At 67.3% G+C, this 21,529-nt stretch carries 18 protein-coding genes and 1 tRNA gene; 14 read left to right on the top strand and 5 right to left on the bottom strand.

Annotated elements, in window-relative coordinates:
- Positions 1-68: 68 nt before the first annotated feature.
- The 9 genes from ACW18A_RS00550 to ACW18A_RS00510 all read left to right on the top strand — a co-directional run bounded on the left by ACW18A_RS00550 (position 69) and on the right by ACW18A_RS00510 (position 8,132).
- Complete coding sequence (locus ACW18A_RS00550) at positions 69-701, top strand: exopolysaccharide biosynthesis protein (protein WP_492022881.1); 633 nt, start codon at positions 69-71, stop codon at positions 699-701.
- A gap of 419 nt (positions 702-1,120) precedes the next feature.
- Complete coding sequence (gene hppD, locus ACW18A_RS00545; protein ID WP_492022880.1) at positions 1,121-2,227, top strand: 4-hydroxyphenylpyruvate dioxygenase; 1,107 nt, start codon at positions 1,121-1,123, stop codon at positions 2,225-2,227.
- Positions 2,228-2,584: 357 nt separating this feature from the next.
- The gene (locus ACW18A_RS00540; RefSeq protein ID WP_492022879.1) at positions 2,585-3,676 is read left to right on the top strand and encodes an isoaspartyl peptidase/L-asparaginase family protein; all 1,092 of its coding nucleotides are present in this window, start codon (positions 2,585-2,587) and stop codon (positions 3,674-3,676) included.
- A gap of 2 nt (positions 3,677-3,678) precedes the next feature.
- Positions 3,679-4,149 (top strand): methyltransferase family protein, encoded by a 471-nt coding sequence (locus tag ACW18A_RS00535; RefSeq protein WP_492022878.1) that lies wholly within the window; start codon positions 3,679-3,681, stop codon positions 4,147-4,149.
- Positions 4,140-4,406, top strand: a complete 267-nt coding sequence (locus ACW18A_RS00530; RefSeq protein ID WP_492022877.1) for a hypothetical protein — start codon at positions 4,140-4,142, stop codon at positions 4,404-4,406. The genes ACW18A_RS00535 and ACW18A_RS00530 overlap by 10 nt, the downstream gene beginning before the upstream one ends.
- 113 nt (positions 4,407-4,519) lie before the next feature.
- Positions 4,520-5,260, top strand: coding sequence for a hypothetical protein (locus tag ACW18A_RS00525; RefSeq protein ID WP_492022876.1), 741 nt, complete (start codon positions 4,520-4,522; stop codon positions 5,258-5,260).
- Positions 5,261-5,340: 80 nt separating this feature from the next.
- Positions 5,341-6,348 (top strand): fumarylacetoacetate hydrolase family protein, encoded by a 1,008-nt coding sequence (locus ACW18A_RS00520; RefSeq protein ID WP_492022875.1) that lies wholly within the window; start codon positions 5,341-5,343, stop codon positions 6,346-6,348.
- A 145-nt stretch (positions 6,349-6,493) separates the two neighbouring features.
- On the top strand, positions 6,494-7,276 hold the full coding sequence (locus ACW18A_RS00515) for a hypothetical protein (RefSeq protein WP_492022874.1): 783 nt from the start codon (positions 6,494-6,496) through the stop codon (positions 7,274-7,276).
- A 19-nt stretch (positions 7,277-7,295) separates the two neighbouring features.
- Positions 7,296-8,132 carry a hypothetical protein gene (locus ACW18A_RS00510; protein ID WP_492022873.1) on the top strand — a complete coding sequence of 279 codons (837 nt, stop codon included), beginning with the start codon at positions 7,296-7,298 and terminating at the stop codon, positions 8,130-8,132.
- Positions 8,133-8,143: 11 nt separating this feature from the next.
- On the opposite strand, the gene ACW18A_RS00505 is transcribed toward ACW18A_RS00510, so the two are convergent.
- Positions 8,144-9,187: an LLM class flavin-dependent oxidoreductase gene (locus tag ACW18A_RS00505; protein ID WP_492022872.1), complete on the bottom strand. Its 1,044-nt coding sequence runs from the start codon at positions 9,185-9,187 to the stop codon at positions 8,144-8,146.
- Between the two features lie 166 nt (positions 9,188-9,353).
- Positions 9,354-10,136, bottom strand: coding sequence for an ATP-grasp domain-containing protein (locus ACW18A_RS00500; protein WP_492022871.1), 783 nt, complete (start codon positions 10,134-10,136; stop codon positions 9,354-9,356).
- 104 nt (positions 10,137-10,240) lie between these two features.
- Here ACW18A_RS00500 and ACW18A_RS00495 point away from each other — a divergent pair.
- Positions 10,241-10,325 (top strand) — tRNA-Leu (locus tag ACW18A_RS00495).
- Between the two features lie 43 nt (positions 10,326-10,368).
- On the opposite strand, the gene ACW18A_RS00490 is transcribed toward ACW18A_RS00495, so the two are convergent.
- Both ACW18A_RS00490 and ACW18A_RS00485 read right to left on the bottom strand, forming a co-directional pair.
- The gene (locus ACW18A_RS00490; protein WP_492022870.1) at positions 10,369-11,100 is read right to left on the bottom strand and encodes a hypothetical protein; all 732 of its coding nucleotides are present in this window, start codon (positions 11,098-11,100) and stop codon (positions 10,369-10,371) included.
- Positions 11,101-11,297: 197 nt separating this feature from the next.
- Positions 11,298-12,668, bottom strand: a complete 1,371-nt coding sequence (locus tag ACW18A_RS00485; RefSeq protein ID WP_492022869.1) for a DUF6880 family protein — start codon at positions 12,666-12,668, stop codon at positions 11,298-11,300.
- A gap of 131 nt (positions 12,669-12,799) precedes the next feature.
- Between ACW18A_RS00485 and ACW18A_RS00480 the strand changes: the two genes are divergently transcribed.
- The 4 genes from ACW18A_RS00480 to ACW18A_RS00465 all read left to right on the top strand — a co-directional run bounded on the left by ACW18A_RS00480 (position 12,800) and on the right by ACW18A_RS00465 (position 18,656).
- Entirely contained in the window at positions 12,800-13,117 is a 318-nt protein-coding gene (locus tag ACW18A_RS00480; protein ID WP_492022868.1) for a hypothetical protein, read from the top strand.
- An 88-nt stretch (positions 13,118-13,205) separates the two neighbouring features.
- Entirely contained in the window at positions 13,206-14,456 is a 1,251-nt protein-coding gene (locus tag ACW18A_RS00475; RefSeq protein ID WP_492022867.1) for a multidrug effflux MFS transporter, read from the top strand.
- Between the two features lie 67 nt (positions 14,457-14,523).
- Positions 14,524-16,491: a M1 family metallopeptidase gene (locus ACW18A_RS00470; protein ID WP_492022866.1), complete on the top strand. Its 1,968-nt coding sequence runs from the start codon at positions 14,524-14,526 to the stop codon at positions 16,489-16,491.
- A gap of 497 nt (positions 16,492-16,988) precedes the next feature.
- The gene (locus ACW18A_RS00465; RefSeq protein WP_492022865.1) at positions 16,989-18,656 is read left to right on the top strand and encodes an amidohydrolase; all 1,668 of its coding nucleotides are present in this window, start codon (positions 16,989-16,991) and stop codon (positions 18,654-18,656) included.
- A gap of 191 nt (positions 18,657-18,847) precedes the next feature.
- On the opposite strand, the gene ACW18A_RS00460 is transcribed toward ACW18A_RS00465, so the two are convergent.
- Positions 18,848-21,499, bottom strand: coding sequence for a TonB-dependent receptor domain-containing protein (locus ACW18A_RS00460; protein WP_492022864.1), 2,652 nt, complete (start codon positions 21,497-21,499; stop codon positions 18,848-18,850).
- Positions 21,500-21,529: the final 30 nt, after the last annotated feature.

Here is a 21,529-nt window from a genome sequence, read left to right as displayed (position 1 = left end):
GGCGCCGTTAGCATCCCTGCGGCATTGCGTCACCTCGGCGCGCGGACCCACCCGGCTAAGGAGCCCCGATGACCCAGGTCCCCTCCCGCCATCAGGACGACGTCAGCAACGATCTTGGGCGACTGCTGCGGCGGCTGGCCGATGACGGCGGCGAGGCGGGCCTCTCGCTCGAAGAGATCCGCGACCGACTGGATGAACGCGCCTACGGCCTGCTGATCCTGATCCTGTCGCTCCCCTGCCTGGTCCCGGGCCTGTACGGCGTGCCCCAGGCGGTCGGGGTCATCATCATCCTGGTGGCGGCCCAGTTGCTGATCGGGCGCGAGGAGCCGTGGCTGCCGCGCTGGGTGCTGAACCTCCGCGCCAAAGGCGGATGGCTGACGGCCATGGCCGATTTCGCCGAGACACGCCTGGGCTGGATTGACCGCCTGTCGCGACCGCGCCTTTTGATGTTCGCGACCGGCGCAGGGGAGCGGATGGCCGCAGTGTTCATGATCCTGGCCACCCTGACCATCGTCCTGCCGCTCACCAACACCATCCCCTCCATCGCCCTGGCCCTGCTGTCCGTGGGTTTGATCCAGCGCGACGGCCTGTTCGTCATCGGCGGCGCGGCGGTGGCGACGGTCTGGTTGAGCCTGCTGGGGGTCCTGGCCGTCGGCCTGATGCTGGGCGCGGAATGGACCGGGAGGCTGGCGCTGGGCTGACCCCTGGTCCTCGCGCAGTTCCTGTGCGGTGAACGGCGACTGGCCACGCTCGATGCGGATCAGACTGGCCAAGGCCGACAGGGCGTCGAAGGTCGCCTCGTCCACGCCGTCCAGCAGCCCGAAGCCCTTCACCGTCGATGGATTGACGCCGGAAGCCGCTGCGGAAGTCCACACCCCTTTGGCCCGGCACCCAGCGTATTGAGGGGCGAAGGCAGCAGGCTCCACAGCGTCTCGTTCGTCCTCGCCGTCACCATCGCATCCCCCCAACCGCATCGTCTCGAACGCCTGCGCTGAACAGATGGCAGCCGGTGGCAAGGCTCCGTTCGGCTCAGCCTTGGCTCGGGCGCGATCCACGACTAGGTTCCGCGCCAATCCGGTCGGGCCGTGTCACCCGATCCCGCCATTCAAGGAGACGCCCCATGGACGACCTGACCGCCCGCACGGCTGACGCCACGATGCCCGCCTGCGAGAATCCGCTCGGCGTCGACGGCTTCGAGTTCGTCGAATTCACCGGCCCCGACCCGCAGTCGATGATCAAGCAGATCGAGGTCATGGGCTTCGTCCAGACCCATGTGAATCCGGAAAACGGCGTCGTCCGGATGAAACAGGGCGACATCACCTTCCTGGTGCATGCCAGGCCCGAAGGTCACGCCGGCGAGTTCGCCCGGGATCACGGACCCTCCGCCAACGGCATGGCCTTCCGGGTCACCGATGCGAAGAAGGCCTATGACGAGGCCGTCGCCCGCGGTGCCCATCCGGCCGACACGCGTGACGGCGGCGCGCTCGGCGACGGGGCCTATGTGCTGCGCGGCATCGGCGGGAGCCTGCTCTACATCATCGACGCCTACGGCGAGACCGGCTCGCTCTATGACAGCTGGGACGAGATCGAGGGCTGGGAAGAGGCCGAGCGCAAGAACAACGTCGGCCTGCACCTGCTCGACCACCTGACCCACAACGTCAAGCGCGGCCAGATGCGGACCTGGTCCGGCTTCTACGGCGACATCTTCGCCTTCGAAGAGCAGAAATATTTCGACATCAAGGGCAAGGCGACCGGCCTCTTCTCCCAGGCCATGATCGCGCCCGACCGCGCCATCCGCATCCCTCTGAACGAGAGCCAGGACGACAACTCCCAGATCGAGGAATACCTGCGTCGCTACAACGGCGAGGGCATCCAGCATATCGCCCTGGCGACCGACGACATCTTCGCCACCGTCGAGACCATGCGCGAGCGCGGCGTGGTGTTCCAGGACACCATCGAGACCTATTTCGAACTGATCGACAAACGCCTGCCCAACCACGGCCACGATGTCGAACGCATGCGCAAGAACCGCATCCTGATCGACGGTTCGGACGAGGAAGGCCTGCTGCTGCAGATCTTCACCCAGGACACCTTCGGTCCGATCTTCTTCGAGGTCATCCAGCGCAAGGGTAACGAGGGTTTCGGCAACGGCAACTTCCAGGCCCTGTTCGATTCCATCGAGCTGGACCAGATCCGGCGCGGGGTCATCAAGGTCGACGCCAATTAAGATCGCGCCTCCCTCCTGGCTGCCGTTCCTCGGCCCGCTCGTCGCGGCCGTGGTCGGCGGCCTGATCGGACAGTGGCTTCAGATGGGCTTCTGGCCCGTGCTGGCCGGCGCCCTGATCGGCGGCTTCGCCCCGATCGTGGCCTATCGCGTCTGGAAATGGTCACACCACAAGCGGGAACCGTGACTGGTGTCTCCTCCCTGTCGCGAAGCGATGGGGAGGTGGCAGCGAGCCTCTATGCGAGCTGACGGAGGGGTTCTCGCCACCGTCCAGAACCCCTCCGTCTCTCCGCTTCGCTTCGAGCCACCTCCCCATCGCCTAAGGCGACAGGGAGGAGACCGATTGATATGGTGTGTCCCATGAAACTCCTGCCCGCCCTCATCGCCGCCCTGGCCCTAACCTCCCCTGCCGCCGCGCAGGACCGCCCCGCCTGGTCCTTCGCCATCCATGGCGGGGCGGGCGTCATCGAGCGCGACAGCCTGTCGCCTGAACAGGACGCCGCCTATCGTGCCTCGCTCACCCGCGCGCTGGAGGCCGGCGCGGCAGTGCTCGAGAACGGCGGCGAGGCGCTCGACGCGGTCCAGGCGGCGATCGAACTGATGGAGGACGATCCCCTGTTCAACGCGGGGCGCGGCGCGGTCTTCACCGCCGCGGGGCGCAACGAACTCGACGCCGCCGTCATGAGCGGCGAGTATCTGACCGCCGGTGCCGTCGCAGGCCTGACCACCACGCGCCATCCCATCGCCGCCGCCCGCGCCGTGATGGAACAGAGCTCCCACGTCATGCTGATCGGCTCGGGCGCCGACACCTTCGCGGCCTCGGTCGGACTGGAACAGGTCGAGCCGTCCTGGTTCTTCACCGAGCGCCGCTGGCAGGGCCTGGTTCAGGCGCTCGAGGCGCAGAACCTGCCTATCCCCGAACGTCCGGCCGGAGCGCCCGCCGCGCCGGCCGGGGGGATGGCCGCGATCGAACCCGCCCCGCCCCTGAACGAGCGCAAGTTCGGTACGGTCGGCGCGGTCGCCATGGATCGTCAGGGCATTCTGGTCGCCGGCACCTCGACCGGCGGGATGACCGCCAAACGCTGGGGACGGGTCGGCGACGTGCCGGTGATCGGGGCAGGCACCTATGCTTCAAACCGCGACGGCTGCGCGGTGTCCGCCACCGGCGACGGCGAATTCTACATCCGCGCCTCGGTTGCCCGGGACATCTGCGGGCGGATCGCGGGCGGCGTAACAGCCCAGACGGCAGCCGAGTCCGAGGTCGAGGATGCCCTGTCGCTGGGCGGCGACGGCGGCGTGATCGTGATGGACGCGAACGGCCTCCCCGCCTTCGCCATGACGACGCCAGGCATGTATCGCGGAGCCATCAGCGCGCATGCGCCGGCAGCGGTGGCCATCTACGCCGACGAGGCGATCCGGCCGATCGCGCAGCCCACTGACCCGGCCGACTGACCGTGACGGATCGCGAAATCCCCGGCGTCATCGCCCCGCCCCCGCTGATCTTCCTCGGCTTCCTCGCTGCGGGCTGGGGGCTGGGCACGCTGATCGGCGAGCCCACGCTGGGGCTGGATCCGGGCGTCCGACGGGGCATCGCGATCGCCGGCCTCATCGTCGGTCTGGGACTGGAGGCCTGGGCGGCCGGCCTGTTCCAACGGGCCCGAACGGCGGTCCAGCCGTGGAAGCCGTCCACCGCGCTCGTCACCACCGGCGTCTATGGCATCAGCCGGAACCCGATCTATCTGGGGTTCGCCATAACCTACCTGGCGCTGGCCGCCGGGCTGGACAGTCCGCTGGCGATGATCCTGCTGGTCCCATGCCTGATCGTCGTGGATCGCTTCGTGATCCAGCGCGAGGAGCGATATCTCCAGGCCAGGTTCGGCGCCGACTACGCCGCCTACCGCAGCCGGGTGCGCCGATGGCTGTGACCCCGCCCGACGAACTGACCGTGATGGCGCAGGAGGAGCTCAACGCCGCCTGCGCCCTGACCTGGCCCGAACTCAGGCGGATCACCCCCTGGGGCGACAGTTTCGAAGGCTTCGCCCCATCCGGCCGCACGATCGAAATAGAGCGCCGCTACCTCTGGGCCCTGGAGCCCGAGGGCGCGATCATCGTCGAGGTCGAGGTCCGCGACGCCGCCGCCCGCGAAGGCGTGGAGACCCGCGCCATCCTGCACGCGCCTTGAGACGCAGGGCGGGGACACCCACAACCTTCACATTGGGCCGTTAACCTTTTCCGTGGTCAGGCGTTGGGGTGTGCGGCATGATCGCACGACGGTCGGCGATTGCGGGGAGTGGCATGTATCCATCGGATTTCGAAGCGGCCGACGCGGTCTTCACGCCCCAGGACGACAGCCTGTTGCTCGGCCTGCCGCCCCTGCTGGCCCTGATCCTGTTCCTGCTGTTGCTGGCCCTCGCTGCGGGCATGTATTTCCTCGGCCGCTGGCACGCCAACCAGGCGGGCGGCAATGACGCCGACCGCGCGCCGGACGACATTCACAAGGCGATCCTGAACGCCTCCATGGCCGCCATGGCCGCCTCCTCGGACGAGTTGAAGTCCCGCGCCAAGGCCCTGCGCACCGCCATCGACGACCACCTCGGCCCGGTGCTGGAGGTCGGCAAGGGGGTCAACGGGCCCGTCAAGGAACTCGACGCGGCCTTGAAGGGCGAGATCAAGGAGGCTCCCAGGGCCGACGACAAGGGACATGGCCACGGCCACGACCATCACCCGGCCCTGCCCGCAGGTATCCCGCCGGTGACGGTGAACCAGATCTTCGTCGGCGGTCCGACGCCTCCGCCGCATCCGCCCCATGGCGGGCACGATGAAGGCCACAAACCCGACAAGCCGAAGCCCGAGCCCAGGCCCGAAACCCGGCCCATGACCGGCCCCGAGCAGATCGAGGCCCTGTCGAAGGCCGTCCGCGCCTTCCACGATCACTGGTCGCGCGGCCCGGAACGCATCCGCGAACTGCGCGAGGCCCGTCGCGCCCTGTCGCGCCGCCCATCCGCCGCCTTGCGTGCGCCACATGGGCGCATCTGAGATCAGTCCGGGTCCAGGTGATCGTCGATCAGGCCACAGAGACGGTTCACCTCCGCGTCGTTCCGGACTAAACCTGAGGCATGAAACTCGCCTCGCTCAAACACGGTCGTGACGGTCGCCTCGTGGTCGTCTCCTCGGATCTCGCCTGGTTCACCGACGCCTTCCTGATCGCCCCCAGTCTGCAGGCTGCGCTCGACGACTGGGAGATTTGCGAACCCAAACTCCGCGCCCTGGCCGAAAGCCTCGACCACGAAGCGGTGCCCCGCGGCCGCTTCCACGAGCGCGACGCCGCCGCTCCCCTGCCCCGCGCCTATCAGTGGGCGGACGGCTCGGCCTATGTGAACCACGTCGAACTGGTGCGTAAGGCGCGCGGTGCCGAAATGCCCTCCAGCTTCTGGACCGATCCCCTGATGTACCAGGGCGGCTCCGACCAATTCATGGGGGCTCGCGACCCGATCCTTCTCGCCGACGAATCCTGGGGCTGCGACCTCGAGGCCGAGATCGTCGTCGTCACCGGCGACGTGCCCCAGGGCGTGACTCCCGAGGAGGCGCGCGGCCATATCCGCCTGGTCGGCCTCGTCAACGACGTCTCCCTCAGGAACCTGATCCCCGGCGAACTGGGCAAGGGCTTCGGCTTCGTCCAGTCCAAGCCGGCCTCGACCCTGTCGCCCGTCTTCGTCACGCCCGACGCGCTCGGTGATCGCTGGAAGGACGGCAAGCTCTCCGGCGCGCTTCAGGTCCAGCTCAACGGCAAGGACTTCGGCTCGGCCGACGCTGGCGTCGACATGACCTTCGACTTCGGCGTCCTGATCGCCCATCTCGCAAAGACCCGCAGCCTGGTCGCCGGCACGGTGATCGGTTCGGGCACGGTCTCCAACAAGGGCACCGACGGCGGCCCGGGCAAGCCGGTCTCCGAGGGCGGCCTCGGCTATTCCTGCATCGCCGAGATCCGCACGGTCGAGACCATCATCGGCGGTGCGGCCGTGACTCCGTTCCTGAAGCACGGCGACACCGTCCGCATCGAGATGCTCGACGACAAACGCCGCTCGATCTTCGGGGCCATCGAACAGGTGGTAGAACCCGCCTGACGCGAGCTTTGGAGACTTCCAGGCACACGCTGAACGTGCTTATCTGACGTCTGAGATCCTCATCCACGCTGTCCGCCGCCTCGCCGGCGGAGCCGACAGCCATGTCGAGGCCTCCGCCTGATCCCTGGCAGTCGAGAGCAGGCGTATGCGTCTTCAACTTCTTGCGCTTCTCGCCTTCCTCGTCGGCGGCAATGTCGCCCGGGCCCAGGAGACGCCGACCGACTGGGATATTGCCCGCGACCCCGGACGTCGACTGGTCACCGCCGCCATTCCCGTGACCACGGGTCTGGGCCTTGTCGTTCGGTGCAGCCGGGGCAGTTACGAGGCCCTCATCCTGGGCCTCCCGCCGCAGGAGGGCGACACGCGCCGGCTCGACATCGCCTTCGGCGACAACGAGCTCCATCCCGAGACCTGGAATGTCTCGGTCGATCCCACCATCGCGGTGAGCGGTCTTCCCGCGCCGTTCGCCCGCCAACTCCGGCAGGGCGGGCGCATGCAGATCCGCGTGCCGAACGCGACGCCCGACGGACGGGCGATGCGCCACGTGCTGGATCTGCCGCCCTCGACGACCGCGATCGACGAGACCCTCACGGCCTGCGACCGGCCGCTCCAGGATCCACGCGATGCGCTGATCGAGGATGTGGGTCCCGGCAGCCTTCCCGCCGGACTGGTCTGGGCGGAGGCTCCGCGCCTCTCCTATCCAATCGGCAGTCCGTACACGCGCGCCTTTGTCGTCCTCAGTTGCCTGACCACGCGCGAGGGAGAGCTCGAGCAATGCGTGGTCGAGGCCGAACACCCCATGGGTGGCTATTTCGGCGAAGCGGCGCTGCGCGGCGCGAGCCGGGCCCGTTTGCAGGTCGCCGGCGCGCCGGACCAGCCTCTGCCGATCCGGCGCATCATCTATCAAACCAACTTCCAGATGCGATGAGTCAATGACCGGAACCTTGATGCCCAGGACCCTGATCGCGGCCGCCCTCGCCCTCCTGACCGCCGCCCCGGCCTCGGCCCAGGACAGCGATGACTGGGACTTCGGGACCGACCCCGCGCGCAGGCTGACGATCGCGGCGGTCACATTCGAGAATTTCGGCCTCGCCGTCCGCTGTCTTGACGGGACGCTGGGCGTCGTCGCGTCCGGACTGCCGCCCGGCCCGAACCTTCGGACCTTCACCCTTCGCATCGGCGATGCGCCCGAGGGTCCGAGCACCTGGGTTTCGCGCCAGTCGGGAGAGACCGCCTTCGCCGTCTGGCCCGCGCGGATGGCGACCGAGATGAGCCAGGGAGGACAGGTCAGTCTTGGAGTCCCGACTGACGGGGTCACACGGCGCATCGTGGTCAATCTGCCGAAGTCAGAACAGGCTATCGGCCGTGTCTTTGCCGCCTGCGGCCGTGAACTGTCCTCAGGGCCGACGTCCGACCTCCCGGGAGGTGTGGAACTCTCGGGCCTCGTCTGGAGCGAAGTACCCCAGCCGCAGTTTCCATCGGGAACGGTCAGCGAGGCGGGCATCGCCGCCCTGTCCTGCCAGGCGACCGACGACGGTCATCTGAGAAATTGCCTTGTCGAGAGCGAGTTCCCTGAAGGCGGCGGATTCGGACGCGCGGCGACCTTCGGGGCCCATCGTACCGGTCGGGTCCGGATGGCCGATGGATCGACACGCGGCATGGAGGGGCGCCGACTGTCCTTTACCGTCCGCTACAACCTGAGTGCAGATCCGGCCCTGCCGGCGACCCCCAGCCGTATCCAGAGAGACACGCCTGCCACCGCCGTCCCACCACTGGGTGGGTGAGCCGCAGGTGGTCAGTTCGCCCGGATCACCTGGGCCGAAAACCGCTCCATCTCTTCTTCCTGCGGCGACATCTGCAGCAGGACCAGGTCCAGCCCGGCGGCTTCGAATTCCTCACTCCGTTCACGGACGGTCTCCGGTGTACCGACGAAGCCGGGGCGCAGACCCCGGTTTGAGACGCTGTATTCGCGGATCTTCAGCTCGCGCTCCAGCTCGGTGCCCGACAGCCACTGATCGAAATTGGCGAACCCCGCCGGCGGCGTGCCCTGCGCCAGCCCCGGGATGGTCGTGATCCGCTCCAGCTCGCGTTCGGCCTCGGCCTCGGTGTCGCGCACAATCGCATAGCCGGCCATGCCGTAGGACATCGGCGGCAGGCCGAAACTCTCCCGCCGCGCCCGCATGTCGGCGATCTTGGCCGCGATATGCTCCGGTTCGTCGCCGTGCATGACATAGGCGTCGCAGTGTCTGGCGATCAGGGTCTTGGCCGCCTCGGACTCGCCGCCCGCATAGATGACAGGGCGCGGCCGTTCGGGCGTCGAGGTCGGCTTCGGCTCCACGATGGCGTCCTGAAGCGTGTAGTACCGGCCCTCGAAATCGACGCGCCTCTCGGTCCACAGGCGCGACAGCACGGTCAGCCACTCCGCAGTCCGGCCATAACGATCGTCGTGCTGGTCGAACTGCAGGCCGTAGCTCTCTGCCTCCTTCGCCCACCACGACGAGACGACGTTCAGGGCCAGCCGTCCGTTCGAGATCCTGTCGATATTGGCCGCCTGTTTGGCGAACAGGGCCGGCTGGTGGAAGTTCGGCCGCACCGCCACCATCAGTTCGATCGTCGAGGTCACGGCCGCCAGGGCCGCCGCCGTCGACCAGGCGTCCAGGGCCGGGGCCTCGATCCCCTTGATGTCGTTCAGGTTGAGCTCGGCGATCAGGGTCAGGTCATAGCCCAGGGCCTCCGACCGCTTGACCAGCCGCGACGCATTCTCCCACGACGCCTCGCGCTCGTCGGCGATGTTCCGCAACCACCCGCCGAACACCGGCGCCCAGTATCCGTACCTCATGCCTCGGCTCCCCTGGCGCGTTTCGCCTTCTCTTCCGCCACAATGCCCTTGAGCCATCCGACCAGAGTGTCATGCGGGTCGAAGCCCAGCACCTCGACCGGCTTCGCCACGAAGTTCGACAGGCCGTTGATGTCGTAGAACAGGACCGATCCATCCCGGTCGTCGATCAGATATTCGATCCCCCGACTTCCAGCGCGCCAGCGACGGCCAGCCGTTCGACCGCCTCGATGATCTCGGGCGGCGGGGTCGTCTTCGTCATCGTCAATGTCGGCGCTCCCGGCCGCACCAGACAGGCGTCGGCCGGGCACAGGTCGAAAGCGTCGCCCGGGCTCTCGATGTCGATGGCGTAAAGATATTTGCCGTTCAGCGTCTCGACGCGCGTGATCCTGCCGTCCCGGCGCGGCGCATATTCCTGGATCAACGAGAGACCGTTGACCCCGACCGGGCACCATTTCTCGCCCGCCGCCTCGGCCAGTTTTTCGGCGTCGTCATAACGGGTGATGCCCGCCCCGGCCCCGCCGATATCGGCCTTGACCAGCACCGGATAGCGCAGCCCCTCCGCCGCCGCCGGAATGTCCGCCTGACGATGCGCCACCCGCGTCGCCGGCCCCTTGAGCCCGAGCCGGGCGATCAACGACATCTGCCGCGCCTTGGACGTGTCGATGTTCAGGGCCGAGGCGTTGACCACCCGCGTTCCCTGCCCCTGCCAGTGCTCGAACAGGCTCTGGGCGTAGAAGATCGGATGCTCGGGCTCCCGGAGGAAGGACGACATCGCCACCCGCGAGAACACCACCGTCCCCGGCGCCGGCGAACCGGCCGGATCGAAGGTGCTCCCCGCCAGCGGGACCTTCACATAGCTGACCCCGTGCCGGTCCAGCGCCGCGAACAGCGGCTCGAACCATTCGGGGTGCTCATAGACGACGGCGAGGTCGGGGAAAGGCTCGGTCATGAAGGCGCAAATGCGTTACACCACGATGGAACGCAAGGGGCGGAGGAAAATTCCCGGCTCAAGTAGCGCGACGCGCGATAGCCCACTAAGAAGTCCGTCCGCAGGCCCCTGTGGTGGAATTGGTAGACGCGCCGGACTCAAAATCCGGTTCCGCGAGGAGTGTCGGTTCGAGTCCGACCGGGGGCACCAACGTCTGCACAACAGCGCAGTACACTGCAGTGCAAGTTGCCCGTCATAAGGGCCCAAGCCACGCATCGTCGCCTTCTAGTTCTACGACACCGCAACCAAGCAGATTCGCCAGTTCGTTGGCTCGATTTTGAATCGCGATTTGCAGCGAACTAGAATTAATGAAGCCAGCTCCAGTCGGCGGCCCCAAGTCTATTCTTTCCACCACGTCCGTTGTCAGCGGCGAGTGAAGGAACGCGACGCCTGCTTGCGGAAACCCCAAGCCGACCACGGCGACCCCGCGCAAACTCGCGGGTATGGTTTCCACAATCCAAGCAGTTTCGCCGCTTCTCTGCGCTCTATGCTGAGCGTCAGTGATGCCCCGCCCGAGGTCGATGGTGTCCCAAGCCATGCTCACAACCTGCCGAATGTAATGATGACCAAAGGGCGACGCGATCAGACCGATCGCCACTCCTCCAACTCCGTCCGCAAGAGCAATGCCGCGCGTCATGAAAAGCTGAGTGAAAGCGTTCCAGAATGTCCCCTCGCCGGCCAGGACGCCAAGCTCCGGCATCTCGGTGCCTAAGGTCGCACGGGCTTGATGAAGTGCGGCCACCATCATCGGATCGCCGACAAAGCAGTCGGTTAGATCATCCGTCATCGCGCCCGCTCTGATCTTGTGAAGGTAAGGAACTCCAGCCTCGTGGAACGCGAAGATGAAATCCGCATCAAAAGCGGTATCGCCACTCGCATCGACAAGAACGTCCGCAGCCGCGTGCACTGAGCCCGTAGCGAGCAATGTCCGTCTTGCGGCGCGGATCGCGTGGACTGCAGGATCCGAATGTCCCGCGTATGCGACCGACACTGTCGGGCTCAGGCAGATCGCTTTCAGGCGCCCTGGGATTGGGTCGCCGCGACCAGTAGATGCATCCGATATCATCGTGTCCGACGCCAACACGACGCGCCGGCCAAACTTTTTGGCGATAACTATTGTCACTACGTCCGCCAGCCGCGCCTTACCGGCCGGGCCGCCTCTTCCAGCGCCAGCAGGAACCCGTCGTGCCCGTCATCCCCGATCCGGGCGGCCAGCGCGACGGCCTGCTGGATCAGGTGCTCGACCTCCTCCCCGCCGTTGCCCAGCGCCAGCCGGGTCAGGGCCACCGCCCGCGACCGGGTCAGGGCCAGGGCCGCCGCCGGATGCCGCCCTTCCAGCCGTGACGCCCACAGCGGCACCTCGTCGGCCGAGCCGCGCAGCTCGCCCGCACGGGCCACCACCATCTCGCCCGCCTCACGCAGCGCCGGCCAGGTCATCAGGAACCTCAACCCGGCCGTCGCATCCGGCCAGGCCGCCGCATGGGCAAAGGCGCGGTCCAGGGCGACGACATCCTCAAAGTCCGCCAGCTTCGCGATCTCGGCCCGCAACGGCGCCTCGGCCAGGGTTCGTTCGAACAGCATCCAGCGCGCGTCGCTGGCCCCCTTCGCATCCCCCTCCGCCTCAAGGACGGCGATCTCGGCGGTCAGCCAGGCCTCGGGCGGCGGCGGCGGAACCTCGGGCTCGCGCCGCCCCGGGCGCGACGCTTCTACCAACCTCGGCCGCGAGGCCTCCAGCGCCGCCCGCGCCTCGACCGCCCGCCCCGCCTCGGCCAGCCGCCGCGCGACCTCGGCCCCGATCTCCGGCTTGATCCGGTCCTGTTCCGGCAGGGACGCGATCCAGGCGTCCAGATCCCCCGCCCGGTCCGCCAGTTTCCGCACCACCAGGGCCAGCCGCCCGGCGGGCTTCGGCCGGCCCTCGGTGATCCCGGTCAGCAGCGCCCGCGCCAGTGGCTTGCTCAGGCCCGCCGCCCCTCGCCCTATCCACGATCCCCATTCCGACAGCCGGGTGTTCAGCGCCTCGATCAGGATCGGCGCCGCGACCTCCGGTCCGGCCAGCGACGCCGTCGCCGCCAGCTCGGTCGATGACCCGTCGAACAACAGGGCCAGTTCGCCCTTCGGATCCTTCACCCGTGACGCCAGCCCCGGATAGAGGTCGAACCAGGCCACCAGCCGGTCCAGCCCCAGCCGCGCATCCATGGCCGCCAGTCTGTCCACGATGATCCGCCGCACCGTCGCCAGATCGGCCAGCAATTCCGGCCGCTTGCGCCACGACACCCGCGTCCGGCTTCCCGCCAGGGTGTTCAGCCGCTTGTCGATCTCCAGCGCCAGATCGGCCGCCCCGACCTCGGCCGCCAGCTCCATGCGGAGCCGCCGCTTCCAGCCCGCGTCCTCGCCGGCCATCTCCATCAGCAGGTCGGCCAGCCGCGCGTCCCCCAGTGCCTTCAGGTTCGCCGCCGACAGGGTCTTCTTCGCCGTCGCCGGTCGTTTCGCCATGGGTCGCCCTGTTGTCCGTCTCGCCAGTGTGCCGAACGGGTCACAACAGCGATAGGTCCGTTGTCGCCTGCTGCACAGCTGGAACGCTCCCGTTCGTCGATCATTGATGCAGCAGTCCAAAGGCCCGTCCCATGATCGCCCTGACCCTCGCCCTCGCCCTGTTCGTCGACCCCTCGCTGGGCCAGCCCGTGCTCACCCGCGCGTCGCTCGTCGAGCCGGCGCCGGTCCTGGCCGTCGATCCGGCACCCACCCCCATGCTCCAGAGCGTCGCCGTGACCCTGGAATGCACCGCCTTCGCCGATGGCCACGTCGGCGATTGCAGGATCCTGGAAGAGACCCACCCCGGCATGGGCTTCGGCGAGGCCGCGATCGCCCTGATGTGCGACGCGACCACCGACCGGTCGTCCGCCGATCACCAGTTCGCCCGCACCATCCAGTTCATGCCGTAACGACGACCCCTCCGGCGTCATCTCGCAGTTGCGAAAAGTTACAGGCCTCGCGGTTGCGGCGTCGCGCCGCAAGGCTCATCTGGGCGCAATGACCTCAGCAGCAGACGAAATCGCCAGGCCCAAAGGCCCCGGCTTCCCCGAGTTCGTCTGCATGATCGCCCTGATGATGGCGCTCAATGCACTGGCCATCGACTCCATGTTGCCGGCCCTGCCCGACATCGGCAACGCGCTCGGGGTCACCAACGAGAACAGCCGCCAGTGGGTTATCACCGCCTATCTGCTCGGCTTCGGCGCCATGCAGATCGTCTATGGCCCGCTCGCTGACCGGTTCGGGCGCAAGCCGATCCTGATGATCGGCGTCGGCATCTATGTCGCCTTCAGCATCGTCGCCATGCTGGCCCCGACCTTCGAGACCCTGATCCTCGCCCGCATCGGCCAGGGCATGGGCTCGGCCGCCACACGGGTGCTGGCCGTCTCCATCGTTCGCGACCGCTTCTCGGGGCGGACCATGGCGCGGGTCATGAGCCTCAGCTTCCTCGTCTTCCTCGGCGTGCCCGTCATCGCCCCCTCGCTGGGCCAGGCCATCCTGCTCGTCGCGCCGTGGGAAGCGATCTTCGGCGTCCTCGCCTTCGCCGGCGTCGCCCTGATGATCTGGGCCGGTCTCCGCCTGCCCGAGACCCTGCACCCCGAGGATCGCCTGCCGATCGAGGCGCGCCGCATCGCCCTGGCCTTCAGGGAGGCCGTCACCCACCGCATCTCCATCGGCTACACCCTGGCCATGACGGCGATCACGGGCGCCCTGTTCGCCTTCATCAACTCGTCGCAGCAGATCTTCTTCGACGTGTTCGAGGCCCCGGCCCTGTTCACTACCGTCTTCGCCCTGATCGCCGGCGGCATCGCCATAGCCTCCGTCGTCAACGCCCGGCTGGTCGAGAAGCTGGGCTCGCGGATGATCGGCCACACGGCGCTGCTGGGCTTCATCACCTTCGCCGCCATCCACCTGATGGTCACGCTCAGCGGCCACGAGACGATCTGGACCTTCGGCATCCTGCAGGCCTGCACCATGTTCTGCTTCGGGCTGCTGGCCGGGAATTTCGGCGCCATGGCGATGGAGCCGATGGGCCATATCGCCGGCACCGCCTCCTCGGCCCAGGGGTTCATCTCGACCATCATCGGCTCGCTGATCGGCTTCGGCATCGGCCAGTCGTTCAACGGCACGGTCGTGCCCATGACGCTCGGCATCACCCTGTGCGGGATCACGGCCCTGCTGTTCGTGCTGATCGCTGAACGCGGCAAGCTGTTCGTCGCCCGCAATCCGGTCCCGGTCGCGGCGAAGTAAACCGCCCCTTGATCTCGCCGCACTTTCAGGGCTCCCTCCGCGCCGAAACGTTTCGGAGTTCGCCTCGATGTCCCGCGCCCGCCTGATCGCCATGGTTTCTACCGCCGCCCTGCTCGCCGCCGTCGCCGCCTGCGGCCAGTCCGACAGCAGGTCCGACATGCCGCCCCTGCCGGCCTCGGCGACCGCGCCCGTGACCTATGAGGCGGATATCCACTCGTATGCCCGACCCGCCGTTGCCCGGGTCAAACACGTCGATCTCGACCTCACCGCCGACTTCGCGACGAAAACGCTCAGCGGCACGGCCACCCTCGACGTCACGGGTGAGCCCGGCGCGACCCAGGTCATCCTCGACATCAGGAACCTGGAGATCCGTTCAGTCGCCGACGACAGGGGCAATGCCCTGCAGTTCGCGCTCGGTGCCGAGGACCCCATCAAGGGCCAGGCCCTGACCGTCACCGTTCCCGCCTTCCAGGCCGGCAAGGCCCGGAAGGTCGTGGTGACCTATTCGACCCGCCCGGACGCCGCCGCCCTGCAATGGCTGACCCCGGCGCAAACGGCGGGCGGCCAGCAACCCTTCCTGTTCTCCCAGGGTCAGGCCATCCTGACCCGGACCTGGGTCCCGACCCAGGACAGCCCCGGTATCCGCCAGACCTGGTCCGCCAAGATCACCGTGCCCGAGGCGCTCAAGGCCGTCATGTCGGCCGAGATGCTGACGCCCGACGGCGAACGCGCCGCTGACGGCATGCACGCCTATCGCTTCCGCATGACCAATCCGGTCCCGCCCTATCTGATCGCGCTCGCGGTCGGCGACCTGTCGTTCGCCTCCGTCGGCGAAGGCGTCGGCGTCTGGACCGAGCCGAGCCGTCTGGAGGCCGCGCGCAACGAGTTCTCCGAGATGCGCCAGCTGGTCGACGCAGCCGAGGCCCTTTACGGCCCCTACCGCTGGGGCCGCTATGACCTGCTGATCCTGCCGCCCTCCTTCCCGTTCGGCGGGATGGAGAACCCGCGCCTGACCTTCGCCACCCCGACCGTGGTCGCCGGCGACAAGTCGCTGGTTTCGCTGGTCGCTCACGAGCTGGCGCATAGCTGGTCCGGCAACCTCGTCACCAACGCCACCTGGGCCGACATCTGGCTCAACGAGGGCACGACCACCTATTTCGAGAACCGGATCATGGAGGCGGTCTACGGCCGCGACCGCGCGATGATGCTCCAGGTCCTCGGCTGGAATGACCTGCAGTCGTCGCTGGCCGATATGGAGCCGCTCGACACCCGCCTGCATGTCGATCTCGAAGGCCGCGATCCCGACGCCGGTCTGAACGACATCCCCTACGAGAAGGGGGCCGCCTTCCTGCGCACCATCGAGCGCATCGTCGGCCGCGAACGGTTCGACGCCTGGCTCAAGGGCTATTTCGAACGCAACGCCTTCCGCCCGATGACCGCGGCCGGCTTCCTGGTCGACATCCGCGCCAATCTGGTGCGCGACGACTCAGGGCTGGAGCGTGAGCTGCAGCTCGACAACTGGGTCTATCAGCCCGGCCTGCCGTCGAACGCCCAGGCCCCGGTCTCGACCGCCCTGACGGCCGTCGACACCGCCGCCGACGCCTTTTTCGCCGACAAGGGCCCAGCCTCGGCAATCCCCTGGTCCGGCTGGTCGACGCAGGAGCGCCAGCATTTCCTCGCCTGGCGTCCTGCGGGTGCCGCCGCGACCCGGCCATGGCTCACCAACGCCCAGCTGGCCGATCTGGAAACCACCCTGAATCTGCGCGCCGAAGGCAATGCCGAGGTTCTGTTCCAGTGGCTCCAGGTCGTCGTCGCCCATCGCTACCAGCCGGCCGTGCCGACGCTGGAACGCTTCCTGACCTCGCAGGGCCGCCGCAAATTCGTCCTGCCGCTCTACACCTCCCTGTGGGGCCAGGGCGACTGGGGCCGTCCCATCGCGACGCGCGTCTATGCGACGGCGCGGCCGGGGTATCACCCGGTCACAACGGGCTCGGTCGACGACGTGGTCGGGGTTCCGTCTCCGGTCGCGGGTTAATCTTCCCTCTCCCGGTGGGAGAGGGCTTGAGCGCCCGGGAGCCGTCAGGCGATCGGACTTGCGCGAAAGGGTGAGGGTCGGATGCTAACCGGTGAGGCACGACCCTCACCCTTTCGGCTGGCGCATCGCTTCGCTCTGCAAGCCTCAAGCCCTCTCCCGCCGGGAGAGGGAAGCCATACCCATCAACACATCCCCCGAATCCGCCATTGAAATCAACGGTCGGAATGATTCAGAGGCCTTATCCCAACCGCTCCCGAAAACCGTGAGACACTGGTCCCGGTCTTTGACATCGCCATCACGCGCCCCCGCCGAGTAGACTCTACGGACTATCTGGACTCCAATTTCCGGAGTCTCGACGCCTTCCCGGACGCTTCGAACGCTTCGAACGCTTCGGACGGTGTTCTGGAGTCCGGGCCGACCGCCGCTCCACCCGGCCTTGACCTTCGCGCGCCAATCCCCGCAACTCCAGGTCCGATTTCCGCCAGTCCGGTGACCCCATGCTTCGAACCTTCCTGACCGCCGCCGCCTTCGCGGCCCTCGCTCTTCCGGCACAGGCGCAGGACCTCTTGATCCGGGGAGGGACCATCCACACCGGCAATGAAGCCTCCCCCACCGCCGAGGTCGTCATCGCCCGCGCCGGCCGCATCGCATACGTTGGCTCCGCCGCCGACACTCCCTCGACCGAGGGCCTGACCGTCATCGACCTCGATGGCGCGACCCTCTTCCCCGGCTTCACCGACGGCCACGCCCATCTCGACGGGATCGGCTGGCGCGAGCTGACGCTGAACCTCGAGGGCTCGATCTCCGTGGTCGACGCCATGGCCAGATTGACGGCCTGGGCCGAGGCCCATCCCGACGGCCCGATCATCGGCCGCGGCTGGATCGAGACGCGCTGGCCGGAGAGCGCGAACGGGGCCCGATTCCTGACCGCCGCCGACCTCGATGCCGCCGCACCCGGCCGTATCGTCCTGCTGGAACGCGCCGACGGCCACGCCATCACGGCCTCCTCGGCCGCCCTCGCCGCCGCCGATATCGACGCCTCGACCATCGCCCCGTCGGGCGGGGAGATCGCCAAAGGCCCTGACGGGCGACCGACCGGCTTCCTTGTCGACGCCGCCATGTCCCTTCTCGCCCCCCTGATGCCCCAGGCCGATCCCGAGGCGAAGCGGAACGCCTACCGCGCCGGCTTCCGGGTTGAGGCCCGCTACGGCTGGACCGGCGTCCATTTCATGAGCGCGCCCTGGTCCGACATCCCCCTGCTGGAACAGATGGCCGAGGCCGGTGAGGCACCGCTGCGCATCTACAACAGCGTCACGCCAGAGGGCGGCGCGGCCCTGATCGCCTCCGGCCCGCGGAGCGTCGCCGACGGCCGGATCATCACCCGGGCCATCAAATACTACGTCGACGGCGCCCTCGGCTCACGCGGTGCCGCCCTGCACGCCCCCTACTCTGACGCTCCCCATACCTCGGGCCTGATGCAGACGACGCGCGAGGAGATGGTCCCGCTGTACGAAAACGCGCTGCGCGCGGGCATCCAGGCCGCCACCCACGCCATCGGCGACCGGGGCAATACCGAGGTGCTGAACTGGTATCGCGACGCCATGGCGGCTGTGCCGCCGGGTGAACGCGCCATCGCAGATCCCCGCTGGCGGATAGAGCACGCCCAGATCCTGCTCCCCTCGGATGAGCCGATGTTCCGGGACCTGCAGGTCATCGCGTCCATGCAGCCCAGCCACGCCATCGGCGACTTCCACTTCGCCCCGGCCCGTCTCGGCGATGCCCGGCTGGACGGTGCCTATGCCTGGCACAGTCTGGTGGATCTCGGCGTCGTCGTGGTCGGAGGCTCCGACGCACCCGTCGAGCGCGGTGATCCCCTGATCGAGTTCTACGCCGCCGTCGCCCGCCGCGATCTGGAAGGCTTCCAGGGACCCGACTGGCGCCCGAACGAGGCCGTCGACCGCGCCACGGCCCTGAAGATGTTCACCCTGTGGCCCGCCTTCGCCTCGTTCCGCGAAGACGAACTGGGCACCATTGAGGTCGGCAAACGCGCCGATTTCACCGCCTTCGACATCGACCTGATGACTGTTCCGGAGGCGGACATTCCCAAGGGTCACGCAGTTCTGACCATCGTCGATGGCGAGGTCGTCTATCGGGCGGTGGACTAACATCCTCCCCCATCGGGGGAGGTGGCCCGGAGCCCTTCGCGACGTGACGAAGGGGGCCGACCACGAACTCGGTGTTTGGTTCGGGCCCCCTCCACCGCTTCGCGGTCCCCCTCCCCCGACGGGGGAGGACAAAAAAAAGGGGCCGCCCACCTCACGGTCGACGGCCCTGGTCTCTGAACTCGTAAGCTCTTTTAGAAGCGGGCGGTCAGGCTGACCGAGGCACTGGAGCCGAGATCGTAGTTGTTGATCCGGATCTTGTTGCCCTTCTCCTGATATTCATCAAAGGCGGTCGAGAGCAGATTACGGAGTTCCAGGGCGAAGCCGAGGTCCCGGTCCATCGCAGTGAAGTCCTTGCGATACACGAAGTCGAGGAACACGCCCGGCTCCTGGATGTAGTCAGGCTCGCGGCTACCGCCTACGCCGGCACCGCGGGCCGTGATCCGCTCGGAGACGTAGTTGACGATGATGGTCGCCTGCGACCGGGCCGTATCGTCTTCCCAGCCCAGTTGCAGGTTGGCGACGTGCTCGGACTGGCCCTGCATCCGGCTGCCATCGGCAATGAAGAAGGCCGCGCTCTCGGGCCGTCCTGCACCGCCGAGTGTCAGCACACGGTCGGCGGCTTCCACCTTCACCTCGGAGTCCGAGAAAGTGTAGTTGGCTTGCACCAACCAGCGCTTGTTGGCGATGAACGACATGGCGCTGTCCGGGAACTCGAAGAACTTCTTGGCCTCGACCTCGGCACCGAAAATCGTGGCCTGGGGCGCGTTCAGATAGGACTGCTGGCGCTGGTTTCCGACGTCGACGATGATCGATTCGACCGGATTCTCAAGGTCCTTGTAGAAGACACCGGCCGTGATGAACTGCTGGCGGGCGAAATACCATTCCCAGCGGGCATCCAGGTTCAGCAACTCGGTGTCGATCAGGAACGGGTTGCCGATAAAGGTCCGGTCGCTGTCCGGATCCGTATAGGATTGCGGAGCCAGTTCGCGGAACTGCGGACGCCCGATGGTCTGCGAGGCGGCGAGGCGCAGCTGCATGTCCTCGGCGAAGTTCCAGGTCACCGTCGCAGCGGGCAACCAATACTGTTCTTCAATCCGGGTCGAACGGAAGGGTGCCGCCCCGCCGAACAGGTCCCGCGGCGTGATCGACTGTTCGCCGTCCTCGTAGCGAACGCCCACGGTGAGATTGACCAGCGGAATAATCTCCGCCTCAACCTGGCCATAGACGGCATTGACCGTCAGCGCCCCGTCATAGGCCGCCGCCCCGTTGGAGCCGGTGATCTCCTCCAGCTGAAGCGTCGTGCCGTTGATATTGAAGTCCGAGAACAGGAAGTCGACGCGCGACTCCCGCTGGTCCTGGGACAGGCCGCCCGGCGAGATGAAGCGCAGGTCGCGACGCTCGGAGTCCCGGGTGTTGTCGTAATAGGCGACACCCAGGCTGAACACCGCTTCGCGATAGTCTGATAGCGGCAGGGTGTAGCGGAAGTCCGCTCCGCCCGACACCACGTCGTCGCTAAGTTCGCTGAACGAGATCAGATTGCGGTTGATATCGTGGACGTAGGCCCCGGTCGCGCTGAGCCCGTAGCCGAAACGCGTCTCATACGGAGCGTCCCGCGAAGTGGTGGAATAGGCCGCCCGCCAGTCGATCTCCAGGGCACCATCGGCGAACTCGTGCTCGCCTGCCAGTTGGGTCGAGAACAGCTGGCGCACGTACCATTCTGTGAAGTCGTCGCGGATGACCGAGCCGCCGGCATCGAAGTCGGGGCCTTCCTGAATCCGCGCTTCCTTTGAGGTGTTGCGGACATAGAAGTTGGTCCAGCGGACCTCGTGATCAAGGTTCGACAACGACAGGCCACCGAGCAGGTTCAGCTGGACATCGTTCTGCGTCGACCGGAAGGCCTTGCTGGTTGAGACGATCAGATTGGAGCCCGAGAACTGGCCCTCTTCCTGCAAACCCTCGCGCGTTTTCGAGCTGTTGTCATAGCCAGCCGACAGAATGACACCGAGCGCGCCGATCGGGGTCTCGTTCGAGAAGCCGCCTGCTGCCGAAAGGCTGAAATCAACCGGAATTTCCTCGCGCTGAAGCAGGCGCAGCGGCGCGTTGCTGAGCGATTGGCCGATCTGGCGCAACTGGACCGGGGTGTAGTTCGGTCCGGCCTGGATGCGCCGGCCCGACGCGAACGCCAGCGCCAGCGGGCCCGGGACGTCACGCGTGTCGTCGTCGAAGCCGAGGAAATCGGTGCGGCCGCCGAAGTAGATGAGGCCTTCCTGGGCGGTCGTCTCGGTGTTGGCACCGATGCCGGTCGACAGGGTGAAGAAGGGATCAGCGGGCGCGTCGATGGTCTGCAGGTCGATGACACCGCCACCGAACTCGCCGGGATAGTTGACCGAATAGGTCTTCTGGACCGTCACACCGTCCAGGATGCTGGAAGGAAACAGGTCGAGCGGCACGACCCGCTGCAGCGGCTCGGGGCTCGGAAGCGGCGAGTTGTTCAGCAGGGCCGAGGAATAACGCTCACCGAGGCCACGGACATAGATGAACCGGCCCTCGACGATCGACAGACCGGTCACCCGGGTCAGGGCAGCGGCGGCGTTTGAATCGCCGGTGCGGGCCAGGTCCTCGGACGTCAGGAAGGCGGCGACCTCGGGGCTTTCGCGGTTCGGCTCGGGAATATAGCGGCCCAGGACGACGATTTCCTCGACCTCGGTGGTTTCGTCCTGCGGTTCGGCGGACTGGTCAGCCTCGACCGGGGGCGGTGTGGTTTGTGCGTAGGCCATTCCTGGCGCGATCAGTGCGCTGGTGGCCAGGAGGACCCCTGTTAGGGTCAGAGAGAGCGTCTTCATGATCTGCGCCTTGAAGGGGTTCAAACGGAA

The sequence above is a fragment of the Brevundimonas sp. AVps5 genome (genome assembly GCF_058681515.1).
This window is presented reverse-complemented; position numbering and strand designations above follow the sequence as displayed.

What these genes read in the sequence shown, in the direction of transcription:
- ACW18A_RS00550 (WP_492022881.1), top strand. Translation starts at nt 69, where the DNA reads ATGACCCAGGTCCCCTCCCGCCATCAGGACGACGTCAGCAACGATCTT.
- hppD (WP_492022880.1), top strand. Translation starts at nt 1,121, where the DNA reads ATGGACGACCTGACCGCCCGCACGGCTGACGCCACGATGCCCGCCTGC.
- ACW18A_RS00540 (WP_492022879.1), top strand. Translation starts at nt 2,585, where the DNA reads ATGAAACTCCTGCCCGCCCTCATCGCCGCCCTGGCCCTAACCTCCCCT.
- ACW18A_RS00530 (WP_492022877.1), top strand. Translation starts at nt 4,140, where the DNA reads ATGGCTGTGACCCCGCCCGACGAACTGACCGTGATGGCGCAGGAGGAG.
- ACW18A_RS00525 (WP_492022876.1), top strand. Translation starts at nt 4,520, where the DNA reads ATGTATCCATCGGATTTCGAAGCGGCCGACGCGGTCTTCACGCCCCAG.
- ACW18A_RS00520 (WP_492022875.1), top strand. Translation starts at nt 5,341, where the DNA reads ATGAAACTCGCCTCGCTCAAACACGGTCGTGACGGTCGCCTCGTGGTC.
- ACW18A_RS00515 (WP_492022874.1), top strand. Translation starts at nt 6,494, where the DNA reads ATGCGTCTTCAACTTCTTGCGCTTCTCGCCTTCCTCGTCGGCGGCAAT.
- ACW18A_RS00510 (WP_492022873.1), top strand. Translation starts at nt 7,296, where the DNA reads ATGCCCAGGACCCTGATCGCGGCCGCCCTCGCCCTCCTGACCGCCGCC.
- ACW18A_RS00505 (WP_492022872.1), bottom strand. Translation starts at nt 9,187, where the DNA reads ATGAGGTACGGATACTGGGCGCCGGTGTTCGGCGGGTGGTTGCGGAAC.
- ACW18A_RS00500 (WP_492022871.1), bottom strand. Translation starts at nt 10,136, where the DNA reads ATGACCGAGCCTTTCCCCGACCTCGCCGTCGTCTATGAGCACCCCGAA.
- ACW18A_RS00485 (WP_492022869.1), bottom strand. Translation starts at nt 12,668, where the DNA reads ATGGCGAAACGACCGGCGACGGCGAAGAAGACCCTGTCGGCGGCGAAC.
- ACW18A_RS00480 (WP_492022868.1), top strand. Translation starts at nt 12,800, where the DNA reads ATGATCGCCCTGACCCTCGCCCTCGCCCTGTTCGTCGACCCCTCGCTG.
- ACW18A_RS00475 (WP_492022867.1), top strand. Translation starts at nt 13,206, where the DNA reads ATGACCTCAGCAGCAGACGAAATCGCCAGGCCCAAAGGCCCCGGCTTC.
- ACW18A_RS00470 (WP_492022866.1), top strand. Translation starts at nt 14,524, where the DNA reads ATGTCCCGCGCCCGCCTGATCGCCATGGTTTCTACCGCCGCCCTGCTC.
- ACW18A_RS00465 (WP_492022865.1), top strand. Translation starts at nt 16,989, where the DNA reads ATGCTTCGAACCTTCCTGACCGCCGCCGCCTTCGCGGCCCTCGCTCTT.
- ACW18A_RS00460 (WP_492022864.1), bottom strand. Translation starts at nt 21,499, where the DNA reads ATGAAGACGCTCTCTCTGACCCTAACAGGGGTCCTCCTGGCCACCAGC.